The 16,743-nt window shown below is 71.5% G+C and carries 19 protein-coding genes; 8 read left to right on the top strand and 11 right to left on the bottom strand.

Annotated features, from left to right (window positions below; translation table 11 throughout):
* The first annotated feature begins 269 nt into the window (after nt 1-269).
* Nucleotides 270-632 (top strand): zinc ribbon domain-containing protein, encoded by a 363-nt coding sequence (locus IT293_15265; GenBank protein MCC6766015.1) that lies wholly within the window; start codon nt 270-272, stop codon nt 630-632.
* Between the two features lie 62 nt (nt 633-694).
* Here the strand turns inward: IT293_15265 and IT293_15260 are convergent, their stop codons facing one another.
* Nucleotides 695-1,177 carry a 2-C-methyl-D-erythritol 2,4-cyclodiphosphate synthase gene (locus IT293_15260; protein ID MCC6766014.1) on the bottom strand — a complete coding sequence of 161 codons (483 nt, stop codon included), beginning with the start codon at nt 1,175-1,177 and terminating at the stop codon, nt 695-697.
* A 96-nt stretch (nt 1,178-1,273) separates the two neighbouring features.
* Here IT293_15260 and IT293_15255 point away from each other — a divergent pair, with 96 nt between their 5' ends.
* Genes IT293_15255 through thiE form a run of 3 tightly spaced genes read left to right on the top strand, consistent with a single transcriptional unit; the run spans nt 1,274 to nt 4,478 of the window.
* The gene (locus tag IT293_15255) at nt 1,274-2,434 is read left to right on the top strand and encodes a PAS domain-containing protein (protein MCC6766013.1); all 1,161 of its coding nucleotides are present in this window, start codon (nt 1,274-1,276) and stop codon (nt 2,432-2,434) included.
* On the top strand, nt 2,434-3,861 hold the full coding sequence (gene ntrC / locus IT293_15250) for a nitrogen regulation protein NR(I) (GenBank protein ID MCC6766012.1): 1,428 nt from the start codon (nt 2,434-2,436) through the stop codon (nt 3,859-3,861). The genes IT293_15255 and ntrC overlap by 1 nt, the downstream gene beginning before the upstream one ends.
* Before the next feature lie 23 nt (nt 3,862-3,884).
* A complete protein-coding gene (thiE, locus tag IT293_15245) occupies nt 3,885-4,478 on the top strand; it encodes a thiamine phosphate synthase (GenBank protein ID MCC6766011.1) in 594 nt (197 codons plus the stop codon).
* Between the two features lie 30 nt (nt 4,479-4,508).
* Here the strand turns inward: thiE and dnaB are convergent, their stop codons facing one another.
* The 6 genes from dnaB to IT293_15215 form a co-directional block, all read right to left on the bottom strand.
* On the bottom strand, nt 4,509-5,933 hold the full coding sequence (dnaB, locus tag IT293_15240; GenBank protein ID MCC6766010.1) for a replicative DNA helicase: 1,425 nt from the start codon (nt 5,931-5,933) through the stop codon (nt 4,509-4,511).
* A 62-nt stretch (nt 5,934-5,995) separates the two neighbouring features.
* Entirely contained in the window at nt 5,996-6,802 is an 807-nt protein-coding gene (locus IT293_15235) for a cobalamin-binding protein (GenBank protein ID MCC6766009.1), read from the bottom strand.
* 13 nt (nt 6,803-6,815) lie between these two features.
* Nucleotides 6,816-7,094, bottom strand: coding sequence for a hypothetical protein (locus IT293_15230; GenBank protein MCC6766008.1), 279 nt, complete (start codon nt 7,092-7,094; stop codon nt 6,816-6,818).
* Entirely contained in the window at nt 7,091-7,780 is a 690-nt protein-coding gene (locus IT293_15225) for an HAD family hydrolase (GenBank protein MCC6766007.1), read from the bottom strand. Before IT293_15225 ends, IT293_15230 begins: the two co-directional genes overlap by 4 nt.
* An 18-nt stretch (nt 7,781-7,798) precedes the next feature.
* Nucleotides 7,799-8,977 (bottom strand): acetyl-CoA C-acetyltransferase, encoded by a 1,179-nt coding sequence (locus tag IT293_15220; protein ID MCC6766006.1) that lies wholly within the window; start codon nt 8,975-8,977, stop codon nt 7,799-7,801.
* 90 nt (nt 8,978-9,067) lie between these two features.
* Nucleotides 9,068-10,258: an FAD-dependent monooxygenase gene (locus IT293_15215; protein MCC6766005.1), complete on the bottom strand. Its 1,191-nt coding sequence runs from the start codon at nt 10,256-10,258 to the stop codon at nt 9,068-9,070.
* A 274-nt stretch (nt 10,259-10,532) separates the two neighbouring features.
* On the opposite strand from IT293_15215, the gene IT293_15210 reads away from it, so the two are divergent.
* The gene (locus IT293_15210; protein MCC6766004.1) at nt 10,533-11,081 is read left to right on the top strand and encodes a hypothetical protein; all 549 of its coding nucleotides are present in this window, start codon (nt 10,533-10,535) and stop codon (nt 11,079-11,081) included.
* Here the strand turns inward: IT293_15210 and IT293_15205 are convergent, their stop codons facing one another.
* Complete coding sequence (locus IT293_15205; GenBank protein MCC6766003.1) at nt 11,082-12,089, bottom strand: glycosyltransferase family 2 protein; 1,008 nt, start codon at nt 12,087-12,089, stop codon at nt 11,082-11,084.
* 14 nt (nt 12,090-12,103) lie between these two features.
* Nucleotides 12,104-12,865, bottom strand: coding sequence for an N-acyl homoserine lactonase family protein (locus IT293_15200; protein MCC6766002.1), 762 nt, complete (start codon nt 12,863-12,865; stop codon nt 12,104-12,106).
* 159 nt (nt 12,866-13,024) lie between these two features.
* On the opposite strand from IT293_15200, the gene IT293_15195 reads away from it, so the two are divergent.
* From IT293_15195 to IT293_15185, 3 genes are all read left to right on the top strand, one after another.
* Nucleotides 13,025-14,059 (top strand): alcohol dehydrogenase catalytic domain-containing protein, encoded by a 1,035-nt coding sequence (locus IT293_15195; GenBank protein MCC6766001.1) that lies wholly within the window; start codon nt 13,025-13,027, stop codon nt 14,057-14,059.
* Nucleotides 14,060-14,290: 231 nt separating this feature from the next.
* The gene (locus tag IT293_15190; GenBank protein MCC6766000.1) at nt 14,291-14,671 is read left to right on the top strand and encodes a response regulator; all 381 of its coding nucleotides are present in this window, start codon (nt 14,291-14,293) and stop codon (nt 14,669-14,671) included.
* Nucleotides 14,672-14,753: 82 nt separating this feature from the next.
* Nucleotides 14,754-15,047 carry a type II toxin-antitoxin system Phd/YefM family antitoxin gene (locus IT293_15185; protein ID MCC6765999.1) on the top strand — a complete coding sequence of 98 codons (294 nt, stop codon included), beginning with the start codon at nt 14,754-14,756 and terminating at the stop codon, nt 15,045-15,047.
* 112 nt (nt 15,048-15,159) lie between these two features.
* On the opposite strand, the gene IT293_15180 is transcribed toward IT293_15185, so the two are convergent.
* Together IT293_15180 and IT293_15175 are read right to left on the bottom strand one after the other, a co-directional pair.
* Nucleotides 15,160-15,567 carry a cobalamin B12-binding domain-containing protein gene (locus tag IT293_15180; GenBank protein MCC6765998.1) on the bottom strand — a complete coding sequence of 136 codons (408 nt, stop codon included), beginning with the start codon at nt 15,565-15,567 and terminating at the stop codon, nt 15,160-15,162.
* A gap of 4 nt (nt 15,568-15,571) precedes the next feature.
* Nucleotides 15,572-16,743, bottom strand: a 1,172-nt coding sequence (locus tag IT293_15175) for a methylmalonyl-CoA mutase (GenBank protein MCC6765997.1), incomplete at its 5' end; no start/stop codon positions are given.

The following is a 16,743-nucleotide window of genomic DNA, read 5'->3' as shown; positions in this document are numbered from 1 at the left end:
TTGCGTCACGACGGATCTCGACCGACTGGCGGCAGGTGTTCCTTAGCGTACGGACACTCGCCCTCCAAGAGAAAACATGCCCTGGGTCGCGAAGCTCCGCTCCACAATGAGGCACCTCTGCCGGCTCGGCGTGCGATGCATGCGACGCCGGCGCGCCGCGGATTCGTATTCCCCCGGCAGCGGCCCGCCTGCGTCGCCGTCGTAGAGGGGTCGCGGCCGCAATGCGTCGCGCTTGCGCGTCGGCGTCGATCGTCGCAAGGTGCGGCCCGATGCCGCTCTACGAGTACCGCTGCACGAGCTGCAAGAAGCGCGTCACGATCCTCACGTTGCGCGCCAGCGAGACCGTCGACGAGGTGTGCGACCGCTGCGGCGCCCGCACGCTCGAGCGCGTGATGTCGCGCTTCGCGATGGGTCGCTCGGAGGAGTCACGGCTCGAGTCGCTCACCGACCCGTCGAGCCTGAGCGGACTCGACGAGAACGACCCCGCGAGCGTCGCGCGCTGGATGAAGAAGATGAACCGCGAGATGGGCGACGAGGTCGGCGGTGGCGGCGACGTCGACGAGATGGCGGAGGAGATGGCGTCGGGATCCTTCGACGACGACGCCGGCGGCGGCGACTCGGGCGACGACTGAGAGCCTGTCCCACACGGTGCCGCCGGCCGCGGCACCGTGTGGGATTGGCTCTATGCCCGGCGTCACGCTCTCTCGAGCAGGACCGCCGCCTGCGCCGCGATCCCCTCGGCGCGGCCGATCGCGCCGAGCCCCTCGCCGCGCGTCGCCTTCACGTTGGCGGCGTCGGACGCGACGCCGAGAAGCTCGGCGAGGATCGTCCGCATGGCGTCGAGGTATGGCGCGAGCTTCGGCGCCTCCGCGTGCACCGTCACGTCGACGTTCGCGACGCGCCACCCCCGGGCGCGCACCATCGCCATCGTCTCGGCGACGAACTCGCGGCTCGGCCGATCCCGGTGGCGCGGATCGCGATCGGAGAAGTGCCGCCCGATGTCCCCCGCGCCGAGCGCGCCGAGCAGCGCGTCCGTCACCGCATGGAGGACCGCATCCGCGTCCGAATGCCCCGCAAGGCCGCGATCGTGCGGGATCTCGACCCCGCCGAGTACGAGGCGACGGCCGCTCGCGAGGGGATGGATGTCGTAGCCCTGCCCGATCCGAAACGCCGACACGGAGCGCGAAGCTAGGAGCCGTCGGAACGGGTGTCAAACCGCCCCCCATCCCGGTGCGGGACGCAACGGGCCGTGATAGCGTGCGCCCTTCGAGTCATGAGCGATCCAGCGCGCCACCGCGTGGTCGACCTCGACCCCCAAACCGCCGCGGCCCCCGCCGAACAGTTCCTGAACAAGTACGCCGAAGACGTCCTCGCGAGTCTCGGCGACGGCCTGATCCTTCTCGACACCGCCGGGCGCGTCGTCTTCATGAGCCCCGGCGCCGAAGACCTGACCGCGGTCTCGGCAAAGCACGCGGGCGGCAAGCCGGCGATCCAGATGTTCGCCGGCCACCACTGGCTCGCGGAACGGATCACGGCGTTCCTCCACGGTGAGGGCCGGCGCGTCGCCGACAGCGGCGAGCTCGCCGCGCCGTTCGGACGGCGCGCGACGGTGCGCCTCACGGCGTCTCCGGTGATCGACAGCGAAGGCATGACCGTCGGGAGCATGCTGGTCCTCCACGACGTCGTCGCGACGCGCGCGCTCACGGACACCGGCGAGCGCGGCAGCCGGGTCGGCGAGCTCGCGGCGGTCGCCGCGGGTCTGGCCCACGAGATCAAGAACCCGCTCGGCGGCATCAAGGGTGCGGCCCAGCTCCTCGCGGACACGCTGAAGGCGGATCCCGAGGGACTGCGCTTCACCTCGCTCATCACGCGCGAGGTCGATCGGGTCTCGAACCTGCTCGAGCAGCTCCTCGAGCTCACCCGGCCGCCTCGGCTCCGGCTCGGCGCGGTCAACATCCACCGCCTGTTGCAGGAAGTGCTGACCCTCGAGCGCGCCGCCGCCGCCAACAAGCTCACCGTCCGCTTGAACTTCGACCCGAGCTTGCCGGACGTCTGGGCCGACGAGGCGCGGATCCGCCAGGTGTTCCTGAACCTCGTCAAGAACGCGCTCGAAGCGATGGAACGCCGGGGGACGCTCACGATCACCACCCGCATGGAGACGGACTTCCACGTCCGCACCGCTGGTCAGGGCCGGAGCCGTCAGTACCTCTCGGTCGAGGTCGAGGACAGCGGGCCGGGCATCGAGCCCGAAGACCATGAACGCATCTTCACGCCGTTCTTCACCACCAAGAACAAAGGCACCGGCCTCGGACTCGCCGTGAGTGACCGCCTGGTGGCGCAGCACGGCGGCCTCTTGCGCGTCGAGAGCGAGCCCGGGCGCTGGACGCGCTTTCGCGTGAGCCTCCCGGTCGCGATGCCCGGGGAGTCGAGCTGATGGCGCGGGTCCTGATCGCGGACGACGAAGAGTCGATTCGCCTCGTCCTCTCGACCGCGCTCACGCAGGCGGGCCACGAGGTGGAGGTGGCGAGCACGGGCGACGAGGCGCTCGCGCGGCTGATCGGCGGCGCGTTCGACGTCGCCATCCTCGACGTCCGCATGCCGCACATGAGCGGGCTCGACGTGCTGCAACGCGTCCGCGAGGTCGGGACACCCGTGATCGTGATCGTCATCACCGCGCAGAATACGATGGCGAACGCGATCGAGGCGATGAAGCGCGGCGCCTTCAACTACCTCACCAAGCCCTTCGATCTCGACGAGGCGCGGACGCTCGTCATGCGCGCCTCCGAGATGCACAAGCTCAAGGACACCGTCGGCCGCATCCGCACCGAGGTCGCCGGCCGCTACGAGCCCGGCGTCACCCTGATCGGCACGAGCCCCGCGATGCAGGAGATCTTCAAGACGATCGGCCGGCTCGCGAACAGCGACGCGACGGTCCTCATCGAAGGCGAGAGCGGCACCGGCAAGGAGCTGATCGCGCGCGCCATCCACGCGCACTCGCCGCGCTGGAGCGGACCGTTCGTGGCGCTCAACTGCTCGGCGATCCCGCGCGACCTCCTCGAGAGCGAGATCTTCGGCCACGAGCGCGGCGCCTTCACGGGGGCCAACGAGCGCCGGATCGGCCGCTTCGAGACCGCCGCCGGCGGCACCCTCTTCCTCGACGAGATCGGCGACATGCCGATCGAGCTGCAGGTGAAGCTCCTGCGCGTGCTCCAGGAGAAGGAGTTCAGCCGGGTCGGCGGCGCGGCCGTCATCAAGGCCGACGCTCGCATCATCGCCGCGACCAACCAAGGGCTCGAGCGCGCCGTCCGCGAGGGACGCTTTCGCGAGGACCTCTATTTCCGCCTGAAGGTCGTCCCGATCGCGGTGCCGCCGCTCCGCGAGCGCCGCGGCGACATCCCGCAGCTCATCCGCCACTTCCTCGCGAAGACCAACGCGGAGATGGGCACCGATATCAGCGGCATCACGCCGGAGGCCGAGGCGCTGCTCGTCCGCCATCCCTGGCAGGGGAACGTCCGGGAGCTCGAGAACACGCTCGTGCGCGCCGCCGTGCTGGCGCCGGGACAGACGCTGACCGAGGCCGACCTGCAGCTCCCCGAGGCGGCGCCCCCGCCCGCGCTCGCCGGCTCCCTCGCCGAGACTCTGCGCAGCGCCGTCGCCGCCCTGGTGAACGACCCGAGTCGTCCCGGCAAGGACCTGCACGCCGCCGTGGTCGCGGCGGTCGAACGACCCCTCATCGAGCTCGTGCTCGAGCAGACCGGCGGCAACCAGCTGCGCGCGGCGGACCTCCTCGGCATCAACCGGAACACGCTCCGGAAGAAGCTGACCGCGCTCGGCATCCCCGTCCCGCGCGGCGGCTCGTGACGCTGCCCTCGAGGCTCTACGCGATCGTCGATCCGCTCGACACCGGGCGGGATCCGGTCGCGCTCGCGCGCGCCATGGTGGCCGGCGGCGCGCGCCTGCTCCAGCTCCGCCTCAAGACCGCCGCCACCGGCGATCTCCTGGCGGCCGCGGAGCGAGTGCGCGAGCTCACCGCCGCCGCTGGCGCGACCTTCATCGTGAACGACCGCGCCGACGTCGCGCGCGCGTGCGGCGCCGATGGAGTGCATCTCGGTCAGGAAGACCTCCCGGTCGCCGCGGCCCGCGCCGTGCTCGAGCCGGGTCGCCTGGTCGGGTTCTCGACCCACAGCGAGACCCAGCTCGCCGACGCGCGCCGCGCAGCCGCCGACTACCTCGCCTTCGGGCCGATCTACGCGACGACCAGCAAGCGCACCGCGGATCCCGTGCTCGGCTGCGAGCGCTTGAAGAACGCGCGCACGCTCACGACCATCCCCCTGGTCGCGATCGGCGGCATCACCGCCGCGACCGCGCCCGCCGTGCTCGCCGCGGGCGCCGACGCAGTCGCGGTGATCGGCGCGCTCGCGCGCGCGCCGGACGTCGAACGCGCAACCGCCGAGCTCCTGGCGCTGCTCGAGCGGTAGAGCGCCGCCGGATCTCCGTGCAGCATCCTGCTAAATCTCCGGCATGTCGTAGTCGCGCTCGCTGAACGGCGAGCTGTGCTCGTAGGCCTCGTCGCTCGAGAGGGCGCGATCGGCGAAGCGCATGAACTCCTTGCGAAAGGTCACGTTCACCGTGCCGGTCGGACCGTTGCGCTGTTTGCCGATGATGATCTCGGCCTCGCGCTCCTCCTCGGGCCCGAGCTCCTTGTTGTACGCGGCCTCGCGGTAGACGAAGAGGATCATGTCGGCGTCCTGCTCGATCGCGCCGGACTCGCGGAGGTTGGCCATGACCGGCCGGCGGTCCGCGCCCTTCTCCTCGACGCGCCGGTTCAACTGCGAGAGCGCGATGACCGGGAGCTCGAGCTGTTTGGCGAGGGCCTTCAGCGAGCGCGAGATCTCCGAGATCTCCTGCTCGCGCGAATCGGTGCGGCCGGACCCGCGCATGAGCTGCATATAGTCGATGACGATGAGCCCGAGGCGTCCGCCGCGGGCGTGGATCTCGCGCTTCAGGCGCCGGGCCTTGGCGCGGAGCTCCAGCACCGACAGGCCCGCCGCGTCGTCGATGTAGATCACCGACTGGTGGAGCGCGCCGGCGGCACTCGCGAGCTTCGCGAAATCCTTCTCGTGGAGCCGCCCCGAGCGCACGTCCTGGTAGTTCACCAGCGCCTCGGAGCAGAGCATGCGGAGCACGAGCTGCTCCTTCGACATCTCGAGCGAGAAGATGGCGACGCCGATGCCGGCCTGCTGCGCGGCGCTGGTGCCGATGTTGAGGGCCAGTGCGGTCTTGCCCATGCCGGGACGCCCGGCGACGATGATGAGGTCGCCGGGGTGCATGCCGGAGCTCATCCGGTCGAGATCGTGGAAGCCGGTCGGCACGCCGGTCACCATCTCCTTGCGGTCGAAGAGCTTCTCGATCTCCTTGATGGCGGGCGGCAGGAGGTCGCCGATCGGGTAGAACTCCGTCGTCACCTTCTGCTCGGCGATCGCGAAGATCTTCGATTCGGCGATGTCGACGAACTTCTCGACGTCGGTCTGGTTGCCGTAGGCCTCGGTCGCGATCTCGGTGGCCGTGGAGATGAGGCCGCGCAGGATCGCCTTCTCACGGACGATCTTGGCGTAGTGCTCGGCGTTGGCCGCCGTCGGCACGCGGTTCGCGAGCTCGGCGATGAAGGTGGCGCCGCCGACGTCCTGGAGCTGGCCACGCTGACGGAGCGCCTCGGTGAGCGTCACGATGTCGACCGGCGCGCCGTTCTCGTTCAGGCCGACCATCGCGGTGAAGATCTTGCGGTGCGCTTCCCGGTAGAAATGCTCCGAGCGCAGGATCGGCAGGACGAGATTGCAGGCGTGGTTGTCGAGGAGGATGCCGCCCAGCACCGATTCCTCGGCTTCGAGGTTCTGCGGCGGAATCTTGCGGAGATTCTCCTCGATCGAAGCCATCGTCACCACCCCCGGGGGAGGGAGTGTATAGACCCCGTCCGCGCGAAAGTCACCACGAAACGTCAGCGTGCATCGGAAAAGATCGCCGCGAAACGTGTGAGACCGTCGGCGATGCGCGGCCCGTACCACGCGAGCGCCTTCCCGTCGACGAAGTGTACGCGGCCGAGCCGGAACGCCGGCGTGCCGGCGAGTGGCGCCAGCGCCGGACGGTCCTTCTCGGTGAAGCGGTAGGGCTCGTCGGGCAACAACACGACCTCGGGCGCCGCCGCGGCGATCTCCGCCAGCGTCACGGTCGGGTACCGCTCGCGCGCCGCCGCGCACACGTTCGCGCCGCCGGCGGCCCGCAGCATGTCGTGCGCGTAGGTGTCGGCGTTGAACGACATCCAGGGTTTTCGCCAGATCGGGCAGAAGTAGCGTGCCGGCGGCCGACCCGCGACCGCGGCGACGAGCGCGCGCACCCGGCGCTCCTGCTCGGCGGCGATCGCCGCGCCGGCGTCGATGCGCCCGACGAGCGCGCCCAACCGCGCGATCAGACGGATGCCGTCGTGGATCGTCTTCGGCTCGGTGACGAAGCACGCGATCCCGAGGTCGGTGAGGGCGGTGAAGTCCTCGCGGCGGTTCTCCTCGGCGTTCAGGACGACGACGTCCGGCGCGAGCGCCGCGATCGCCTCGACGTCGGGGTTCTTGGTCCCCCCGACCTTCGGCAACGCCGCGACCTCGCGCGCCGGCTCCTCGCACCAGCGCGTGACGCCGACGAGCGCCGGCCCCGCGCCAAGCGCGAAGAGCGTCTCCGTGAGGCTCGGGACGAGCGACACGATCCGTCGTGGCGCTTCCGGCAGCGCCACCTCGCGACCGAGATCGTCCGTCACGCTCGGGACCGCGTCAGTGCCAGGGGCTCGCGGCGCCCCGCTCGCGGATCAGACGCTCGAGCTCCGCCTTCTCGTCGCCCGTGATCTCGTCGTGCCCGTGCTCGTCGGGTTGCCCCGCGCGCGGGCCGCCGGGCGCCTCCGACAGCGCGCGCGCCCCCGGTTGGCTCGCGGGCAGGCCCGGAGTCTCGGCGCGGCGCGCGGAGAACCACCACGCAAGCATCCCGGCCGCCGCGATCGCCAGCACGATCGTCCACCACGTCGCCCCGCCCCGCTTCCGTCTCCGCCTCGTCATGGTCCCGCGCTCGCCTCCTCCGGCGCGTCGCGCACGCTCACGTGCATGACGGGCCAACCGCGCCTGCGCGCCTGACGGCGGAGGCGCGGATCGGGATTCACGATCTCGGGATGCCCGACGATCTCGAGCATCGGGAGATCCGTCACCGAATCCGTATAGAACCAGCTCGCGGCGAGATCGATCCCGTGCTCCTCGGCGAACCGCCGCGCCCAGTGGATCTTGCCGGCGCCGTAGCAGATGGGCCGATGGACCTCACCCGTGAAGCGGCCGTCCTCGATCACCAGACGCGACACCAGCATGTGTTCGATGCCGAGATCCTCGGCCAGCGGCGTCGCGAGGTACGGCGTCGAGCTCGAGAGCAACGCCACGACGTGTCCCGCCTCGCGATGCTCGCGCACGCGTCGCACCAGCGTCGGCTGCAGGTACTGGCGCACCATGTCGCGGTACCACACGCGGCAGTGCCGGGCGACCGCCTCTTCGCTGCGTCCGCGGATCCACCCGCTCGAGCTCGCCGCCGCGCGCTCGATGTCGAGGAGCCCGAGCTTGTAGCGGAGGAAGAGGTAGACGGTCCGTGCCGCATCGCGCCGCCGTATCTCCCCGCGCTGGCGGAGGAACTTCATGTACAGCGGTCCGGTGTTCTTCGCGATCAACGTGCCGTCGATGTCGAAGAACGCCGCGACCGCCACGAACCGACCGGTAGCGCCTCAGCGCTCGATGATCATCGCGATGCCCTGCCCGCCGCCGATGCAGAGCGACGCGAGGCCGAGCTTCGCGTCGCGGTCCTTCATGGCGTGGATCAGGGTGACGAGGATGCGGGCGCCGCTCGCGCCGATCGGGTGACCGAGGGCGATCGCGCCGCCGTTCACGTTGACGCGGTTCTTCGGAATGCGGAGCTCGCGGAGCACGCCGAGCGACTGCGCGGCGAAGGCCTCGTTCAGCTCCCAGAGGTCGATCTCCTCCTTGCGGAGCCCGGCCTTCTTGAGCGCCTTCTCGGAGGCCGGCCAGGGACCCATGCCCATGATGGCCGGGTCGACGCCCGCCGCTGCGGCGGCGCGGATGCGCGCGAGGACGGGAAGGCCGAGCTTCTTCGCGCGCTCCTCCGACATGACCACGACCGCCGCCGCGCCGTCGTTGATGCCCGAGGCGCTCGCCGCCGTGACGGAGCCGTCCTTCTTGAACGCGGGCTTCAGCGCCGCGACCTTGTCCGGCGCGCTCTCGCGCGGGTGCTCGTCGGTCTCGAACTTGATGGGATCGCCCTTCTTCGCCGGGATCTCGACCGCGACGATCTCCTCCTTGAACTTGCCCCCCTTGATCGCCGCCGCGGTCTTCGCCTGGCTCTCGATCGCGAACTCGTCCTGCTCGGCGCGCGGGATCTCGTACTTGGTCGCGACGTTCTCGGCGGTGATGCCCATGTGGGTGAAGGTGATCGGACAGGTGAGGCCGTCGTTGATCATCGAGTCGATGATCTGGTCGTGGCCCATGCGGTAGCCGGTGCGCGCCTTGGTGAGGAGGTAGGGGGCGGCGCTCATGTTCTCCATGCCGCCCGCGACGACGATCTCGGCGTCGCCCGAGGCGACCGACTGGGCCGCGAGCGCGACCGCCTTCAGCCCCGAGCCGCACGCCTTGTTGATGGTGTACCCCGGAACCTCCTTCGGAATGCCCGCCTTCAGGTACGCGACGCGGGCCGGGTTCAAGCCGAGGCCGGCGGCGAGCACGTTCCCGAGGATGACCTCGTCGACCTGGTCGCCCGGGACGTTTCCGGCGCGGCGCAGCGCCTCGCGGATGACGATCGCGGCGAGCTCGGGCGCGGGGGTCTGGGCGAGGGTTCCGCCGAACGTTCCGATGGCCGTACGAGTGGCGGCGACGATCACGGGCTTGTGCATAGGGGCCTCCTCCGAAGCGTGGGGATTGGCGAATCGCGACGTACCCTAATGCACCACGTGCCGACGGCAGGCAACCGGCGGTCCGCGGGGTTAGGCGCGGAGGGCGTGCGCGATCGACCACCGCACCGCCGTAGTGAAGGCGTCCCATCCGGTGCGGCGATCCCATCCTTCGACGCCGTTGTACCAGCGGAGCCCGACCTCCTGGGCTCCCCGCCAGCGGGCCGCGATCCCGAGCCAGAGACGCGCGCCGGGTCCGTAGAACATGGTCGCCGCCTGCCCGAGCCGGTGGAGCTTTCGCCCGACCCAGTCGCGCCGGAAGCGCGCCTCGGACGCCGCGAAGGCGTAGTCCCGGGCGCCGAGCGCTGCCGCGACCTCCGCCGCCGCCCACCGGCCGTACTCGAGCGCGAACGAGATGCCCTCCCCCATGAGCGGCTCGACGCCCGCCGCATCACCCACCAGGAGCACGTGCGGCGCCACGAACGGCGCCTTGCCGTAGCAACGGATCGGCGCCGCCTGGTGCCGGATCGGCGCGCCTCCGAGCTCGGCTTGCAGCTCGCGCAGGAGCGCCCGCACATCGATCCGCGTCCGCCGCCACGCGTAGACGCCCGCGTTCACGTGCGGCGCGCCGTCGATGAGGCAGGGGAACGCCCACGCGTACCCGGCGAGCCCGCGGGGCACGGCGCGGAAGTCGAAGTCGTAGCGGGCGCGCGCGTGGCCGTCCCACCGGCTCGCGCCCGGGCCAACCGGCACGTCGGCCATGACCGCGCGCGCGACCTCCTCGCGCCGCCCCGACGCGTCGACGAGGCGGCGCCGCACCAGGCTTCCGGAGCCGTCCGCGCCGACGACGATCGGGGCGACGTACGTGGCGCGCGTCGTCGCCACCTCGACGCCGGCCGCGACGCGCCCGAGCGCCACGACCTTCTCCTCCTCGCGCACCTCGACCCCGCGCGCGCGCACGGCGGCGAGCAGCGAGGCGTCGAGCTCGTCCCGGCGGACCACCGCGCAGAAACGCGCCCCTTCGACCTCGACGCGATCGGCCGGCGCCTCCACGCGGGCGCGGTCGACCATGACGTGCGGAACGCTGAGGCCGACGCCGAGCTCGTCGAGACACTGGAGCGCGTGCGGGATGAGGCCGCCGGCGCAGACCTTCGGACGCGGGTGGCGCGCCTTCTCGAGGAGGAGGATCCGTCCGGCGAGGGCGGGATCATGACGCAGGAGGAAGAGCGCCGTCGCGGATCCGGCCGGTCCCCCTCCGACGATGACAACGTCCCGGCGCTCCACGGGCGCGGAAGCTAAGAGAAGGCGGGCGGGCGTGCAACCACGGCCCGCCGGTCTCGAAGGCGGCCAGGCGGCGACCACGCCCGCCGGATCCGCCAGAAAACCGACACCCGACGACGCGGTGTACCGTGCAATGCGATACGCTTTTCGCGTAGTCGGAGCGCGTCGACGACGGTATCGTCGAGTCAGCGCCACGACGATGGACACGCGCTGCCATCCAGCGCCACCGAGGCGAGCTCGAGCGTGCCCCCGCACCCGCGAGGAAGGCGTCGGACGTGTGCGCGCAACGACGGTGGCGGCGTTGCTCACCGTCGTCGTAACAGCGAGCACCGCCGCGCAGGATCTCGATGAGCGCGCCGCCGCTGAACGGCACGCGAACGACGCGATCGCGCTCTGCGCGATCGCGGACGAGCTGCCGCCGGAAGCGCGCCTGCCGGTCCTGGCGCGCGGGCTCGCGATCGCGGAAAGCGCCGTCGACCTCGACGACCGCTCGGCGCACGCGCACTACGCGATCGTCTGCAACCTCGGCAAGGCGACCGGCCTCGCCGGCGTCGGGCTCGGGACCTGGCGCATGGTGAGCCGCCTGCGGCGCGAGATCGAGGCGACGCTGGCGCTCGCGCCCGACGATCCCGAGGCCCTCGCCGCCAAAGGCGCCCTGCTCGTGAAGCTGCCGCGCTGGCTCGGCGGCGATCCCGACGAGGCGCAGCGTTGGCTCCGCCGCGCCCTCACGGTGGATCCGACCAACGCGACCGCGCGCGCCTATCTCGAGCAGCTCGGCGACGCCGAGCCACAGGTCGCGCCCGCGCTGGATCCCGTCGTCCGGTAGTCACGCGGCGCAGACGAAATCGCGGAGCTCGCGGAATCCCATGTCCGCGAGCGCGGCGCGGATCAGACCCCGCGGGCCGCTGCGCGCGACCGACACCACGATCGGCGCCGGCGGGAGCGCGCGGAGCGCGTCGGGACCGATCACCGGCGCGCCGTGGATGGTGTTGCCGACGCGTCCCGGATGCACCTCGACGACGTGCGTCGCGCGCTTTCCGTGGAGGGCGAGCGCCCGGTGGAGGGCGCGCCCGGTGCCCCCGTAGCCCCACAGCACGTAGCGGTCCGAGGCCGCGAGAAAGCGCTCCGCGAGGAACGCCGCCTTGAGCGCGGTGAAGCGCGGCAGCGCGTACGCCTCCCCGGTGCGCGAGAGCCGCCCCGGACGATCGCGCCACGCGTGCAGGCGGCGCGGCACGACGCCGATCTCGAGGTTTCGCGCCAGCGCGCGCAGAACGAGGTCGTAGTCCTCGGGCCAGCCGGCATCGCGGTAGCCGAGCGTCGCGAGCGCCGCGCGGCGGAAGGTGAGCGTCGGGTGGACGACCGGACACTCGACGAACGCTTCGGCGCGCACGTCGGCCGCCGACGCGATTCCGTTCACCCAGCGCTCGTAGGCGCGCCATCCCGCGGCGAGGTGGCCACGCGGAAAGATGCGGACGTGCGCCGCGACCGCCGCCAGCGCGGGCGACGACGCGAGCGCCTCGACCTGCGCCGCGAGGCGGTCGCGGTGCATCAGGTCGTCGGCGTCCATGCGGGCAACGAACGCCCCGCGACAACGCGCCAGGCCGGCGTTCAAGGCCGCCACCAGACCCGCGCGTGCCGCCGGGACCACGACGAAGCGCGGGTCGGCGGCCGCGAACCGCTGCGCGACCGCGGCGGTCTCGTCCAGCGAGCCGTCGTCCACGACGACGCACTCCCAGTCGGCAAAGCGCTGGCGCCGCACGCTCGCGAGGCTCGCCGCGAGCGTCGCCGCCGCGTCGCGCGCGGGCAGGAGCACGGAGACGAGCGGCGCCGCCATCGGACGCGCCCCGCTCAGTCGAGGGCGTGCGGCGCCTGCGGCATCGTCGCCCACGTCTCGGGATCGTGCCCGTAGACGATCCGCGTGCCCACCGCCGCGAGCGCGCGCAGCCGCTGCAAGGACGCCAGCATCGCTTCGGGGTCGTGCACGACGAGCGGCAGCTTCAGCTCCTCGAGAGTCTCGCGAAAGTAGCAGGCGTCGGCCGCGAGCACGACATCGCCGCCGTCGAGCCGCACGAGCAGCGACTGATGGCCTGGCGTGTGGCCGTACGTCGGCAGGCACACGACGCGCCCGTCGCCGAAGAGGTCGTGCTCGCCGTCGACCTCGAGACGCGGCTGCCCGGTGTCGTAGTCGCCCGGCGTGTAGTTGTTGGCGGCGATCCCCGCCTCGTCGTGCGCCGCCCGCCATTCGCGGCGCTGCACGACGACGCTCGCGTTGGGGACGGCCACGTTGCCGCCGGCGTGGTCGAAGTGGAGGTGCGAGTTCACGAGCCAGCGCACGGCGCCGACGTCGAGGCCGGCCGCCGCGAGCCGCGCCGCCACGTCGTCGCCGGCGCCGAAGTGCGGCGTGAACAGCGACGCCGCCACGCCGAGCCGCGTGACCGGATCGTCCTGGAGCTCGCGGTGCAGGCCGCTGTCGAAGAGCACGAGCCCGCGCGGATGCTCGACCACGAAGACGGGCACCGGCACGCGCACGCTGCCCTGCCCCCCCTCGACGAAGAGCGCGCGCGGCCCGGTGAGCCAGCCGCACGTGAGCGCGAACAAGCGGACGGACATGCGGGTCGCATAGCCGGCGCCGTCCGACCTGACAAACCCGGACGCCGTGCGCTGGCCCGCATTCCTCACCAGGTCCCTGCTGCGACGTGGACCTGGTGAGAAATGCGGGCTACGGAACCACACGACGGCGTCCGATCGCGCCGCGTAGAGGAGGCTCCCGTGCAGGCAGTCACGTTCCAGGCGCCCGGCCAGGTGCGCGTCGAGGAATGCCCCGATCCGACGCTCGGCGCCGCCGACGACGCCATCGTCCGCGTCGAAGCGAGCGGCATCTGCGGCTCCGATCTGCACCTCTACCACGGCCGCATCCCGCTCGAGGCCGGCTTCATCCTCGGGCACGAGTTCGTCGGCACCATCACGGCCGCGGGACCCGACGTGACCGACGTCGCGGTCGGTGACCGCGTGCTCGGCTGCTTCGTCACCGCCTGCGGCCGCTGCTTCTTCTGCCGGCGCCGCGACTTCCACAAGTGCGTCGAGGGCCGCGTGTTCGGACACGGCAAGACGCTCGGCGGCCTGCCCGGCGCGCAGGCCGAGCAGGTGCTCGTGCCGCACGCCGACCTGACGCTCCGCCGCGTGCCGCCGGAACTCTCATCCGACGCCGCGCTCTTCGCCGGTGACGTCATGGGCACGGGCTTCCACGCGATCCGGAGCGCCGAGGTCGCCCCCGGCGACGTCGTGGTCGTGCTCGGGCTCGGGCCCGTCGGGCTCTGCGCGGTGCAGGCGGCGCGCGCGCTCGGCGCGGGCCACGTGATCGCCGTCGACGACGTGCCGGAGCGCCTCGCCATGGCCGAGCGCTTCGGCGCCGAGGCCGTGCACCGCGGCGAACAGGACCCGAAGGCCGCCGTCCGCAAGGCGACGAGCGGCCGCGGCGCCGACGCCTGCATCGACGCCGTCGGCCATCCCGACGCGCTCGACCTCGCCTGCCGGCTCGCGCGCAGCGGCGGCACCGTCTCGGTGACGGGGGTCTACTCCGAGCGCTGCCAGGTCCACATGGGCATCGTCTGGATCAAGGCGCTCACGCTGAAGACCGGACAGGCGAACGTGATCGCCCACGTCGATCCGGTGCTCGCCATGATGTCGGCCGGGCTGCTCGATCCGACGCCGCTCGTCAGCCGGCACGCGCCCCTCGCGGACGCGCCGGGAGCTTACGCGGCGTATGCGCGGCGCGAGGCGCTGAAGATCGTCCTCACGCCGTGATCACTTGTCGCGGCACTTGTCGTGGCGTGCTTGCAGGCGCGCGGGACGCGACGACGATCGCGCAGCCGCGCACGCGCCGCCCGTGCGGCCGCTCGCCTTCCCAACCGCCTCAGCACGAAGCGCCGAAACCGTCGCCGTCCCGGACCCTTCGCGCGCCGTCCGCGCCGCCCGCGCGGTCGCGGCACCCCGCGGCCCCGGGCTTGCTCCTCGCCGGGCCGACGGAGGAACCCGATGATGACCCCCACCATCCTGATCATCGACGACTGCGCCGACATCGCCCGCATCAGCGCGCGCTACCTCGAAAGCGCCGGCTACAGGACGATCGTCGCGACGAGCGCCATGGAGGCGTGCAAGATCCTCGGCCACACGACCCCGGACGGCATCGTCCTCGACATCATGATGCCCGGCATGACCGGCACCGAGTTCCTGCACGGCCTCCGCTCGGACCCGATCTGCCGCGACCTGCCGGTCGTGCTCGTGAGCGCGCGGGTCGGATATCACGGCACCCACTTCAGCACGACGCTCGACGCCGACTACTCCGTCGGCAAGCCGTTCACGCGCCAGCAGCTGGTGCAGGCGGTGCGGACGGTGTTGGCGCGCCGCGCCGCCTGACCGTTCGCACCGGGCACTATCCGCCGCGCCGATCGAAGCATTTGCCTTGGCCAAGGATCCTCCATGTAGCTACTGTGGCTACATGAAGGATCGCATCGCCGTCGAGGTCGGTGTGCGGGAGCTGAAGAATCGCCTGACGACCTACCTGAAGCTCGTCAAAGCCGATCGGGAAGTCATCGTGACCGAACGCGGCAAGCCGGTCGCCGTCCTGCAGAGCCTTCGGGCCGGAACGCCGCGGAGTTTGGAATCACGGGTCGCGGCGCTGGCGGCTCGGGGTGAGGTCACCGCGCCGCAATGCGGGCTCGCTGGTCGCGTCTCCCGCGTCCGCGTCGGCGGCGTTCCGCTGTCGCGGACGATCGTCGCCGACCGTCGATGAACTACTTCGACACGAGCGCCCTCATCAAGCGTTTCGTCGACGAGGCCGGCTCGGACGCACACACCGGCGAGGATTCCAGTCGCCTGCGCGATTCGCGCCGACGGCGAGCGAGCTACGCCCGCGGCCGCACGTTCTCGCGGACCCAGGCGACGATCTGATCGGTCGTCGCCCCCGGCGTGAAGATCGCGCGCACCCCGGCTTCCTTGAGCTTCGGGATGTCCTCCTCAGGGATGATGCCGCCGCCGAAGATCGCGATGTCGTCGCCGCCCTTCTCGCGGATGAGCTTGATGACCGCCGGGAAGAGCGTGTTGTGGGCGCCTGACAGGATCGAGAGCCCGATCGCGTCGACGTCCTCCTGGATTGCGGCCTCGGCGATCATCTCGGGCGTCTGGTGCAGGCCCGTGTAGATGACCTCGATGCCGGCGTCGCGGAGCGCGCGCGCGATGATCTTGGCGCCGCGGTCGTGGCCGTCGAGGCCGGGCTTCGCGACGAGGATGCGGAGACGGGGAGCGTCGGCCATCGACCTACAACCAGGCCGGGTCGCGGTAGACGCCGAACTCGTCGCGATAGACGTCGCAGACCTCGCCGAGCGTGACCCCGTCCTTCACCGCCTCGACGAGGAGCGGCATGAGGTTCCGGCCGTCGCGGCACGCGGCGCGGACGTCGGCGAGCCGTGCGGTCGCACGCTGCTGATCGCGCGCCGCCTTGAAGGCCTTCACGCGCGCCACCTGCGTGTCCTCGACCTCGTGATGGATGCGCAGGATGTCGATCGCCGGCTTCTCGTCGACGTGGTAGCGGTTCACGCCGACCATCACCTTCTCGCCGCGATCGAGCTGCTGCTGAAAGCGATACGCCGCCTCGGCGATCTCCTTCTGCGGGAAGCCGAGCTCGATCGCCCGCACGATGCCGCCCATGCGGTCGATCTGCTCGATGTAGTCGAGCGCCTCGGCCTCGATGCGGTTCGTGAGAGCCTCGATCGCCCAGCTGCCGCCGAGGGGGTCGACCGTGTTCGTGACGCCGCTCTCCTCGGCGATGATCTGCTGGGTGCGGAGCGCCACCATGACGGCCTGCTCGCTCGGGAGCGCGAGCGTCTCGTCCATGGAGTTGGTGTGCAGCGACTGCACGCCGCCAAGCACGCCGGCGAGCGCCTGGATGGCGACCCGTACGACGTTGTTGAGCGGCTGCTGCGCGGTGAGCGAGCAGCCGGCCGTCTGCGCGTGCGTCCGCAGCATCAGTGAGCGCGGGTTCCGCGCGCCGAAGCGGTCGCGCATGAGGCGGGCCCAGAGACGGCGTGCGGCGCGGAGCTTCGCGATCTCTTCCAGGAAATCGTTGTGGACGTTGAAGAAGAAGGAGAGTCGGGGCGCGAACGCGTCGACGTCGAGGCCGCGCGCGACCGCCGCCTGCACGTAGCCGAGCCCGTCGGCGAGCGTGAACGCGACCTCCTGCACCGCCGTCGAGCCCGCCTCGCGGATGTGGTAGCCGCTGATCGATACCGGGTGGAAGCGCGGCGCGTGCTGCGTGCAGAACTCGATCATGTCGACGATGACCCGGACCGAGGACACCGGCGGCGAGATCCACTCCTTCTGCGCGATGAACTCCTTCAGCATGTCGTTCTGGATCGTGCCGCCGAGCTTCGCCATCGGGATGCCGCGGCGCTCGGCGACGGCGAAGTACATCGCGAGGATGATGCTCGCCG

It is taken from the genome of Deltaproteobacteria bacterium (genome assembly GCA_020848745.1).
GTDB lineage: Bacteria > Desulfobacterota > Binatia > UTPRO1 > UTPRO1 > UTPRO1.
This window is presented reverse-complemented; position numbering and strand designations above follow the sequence as displayed.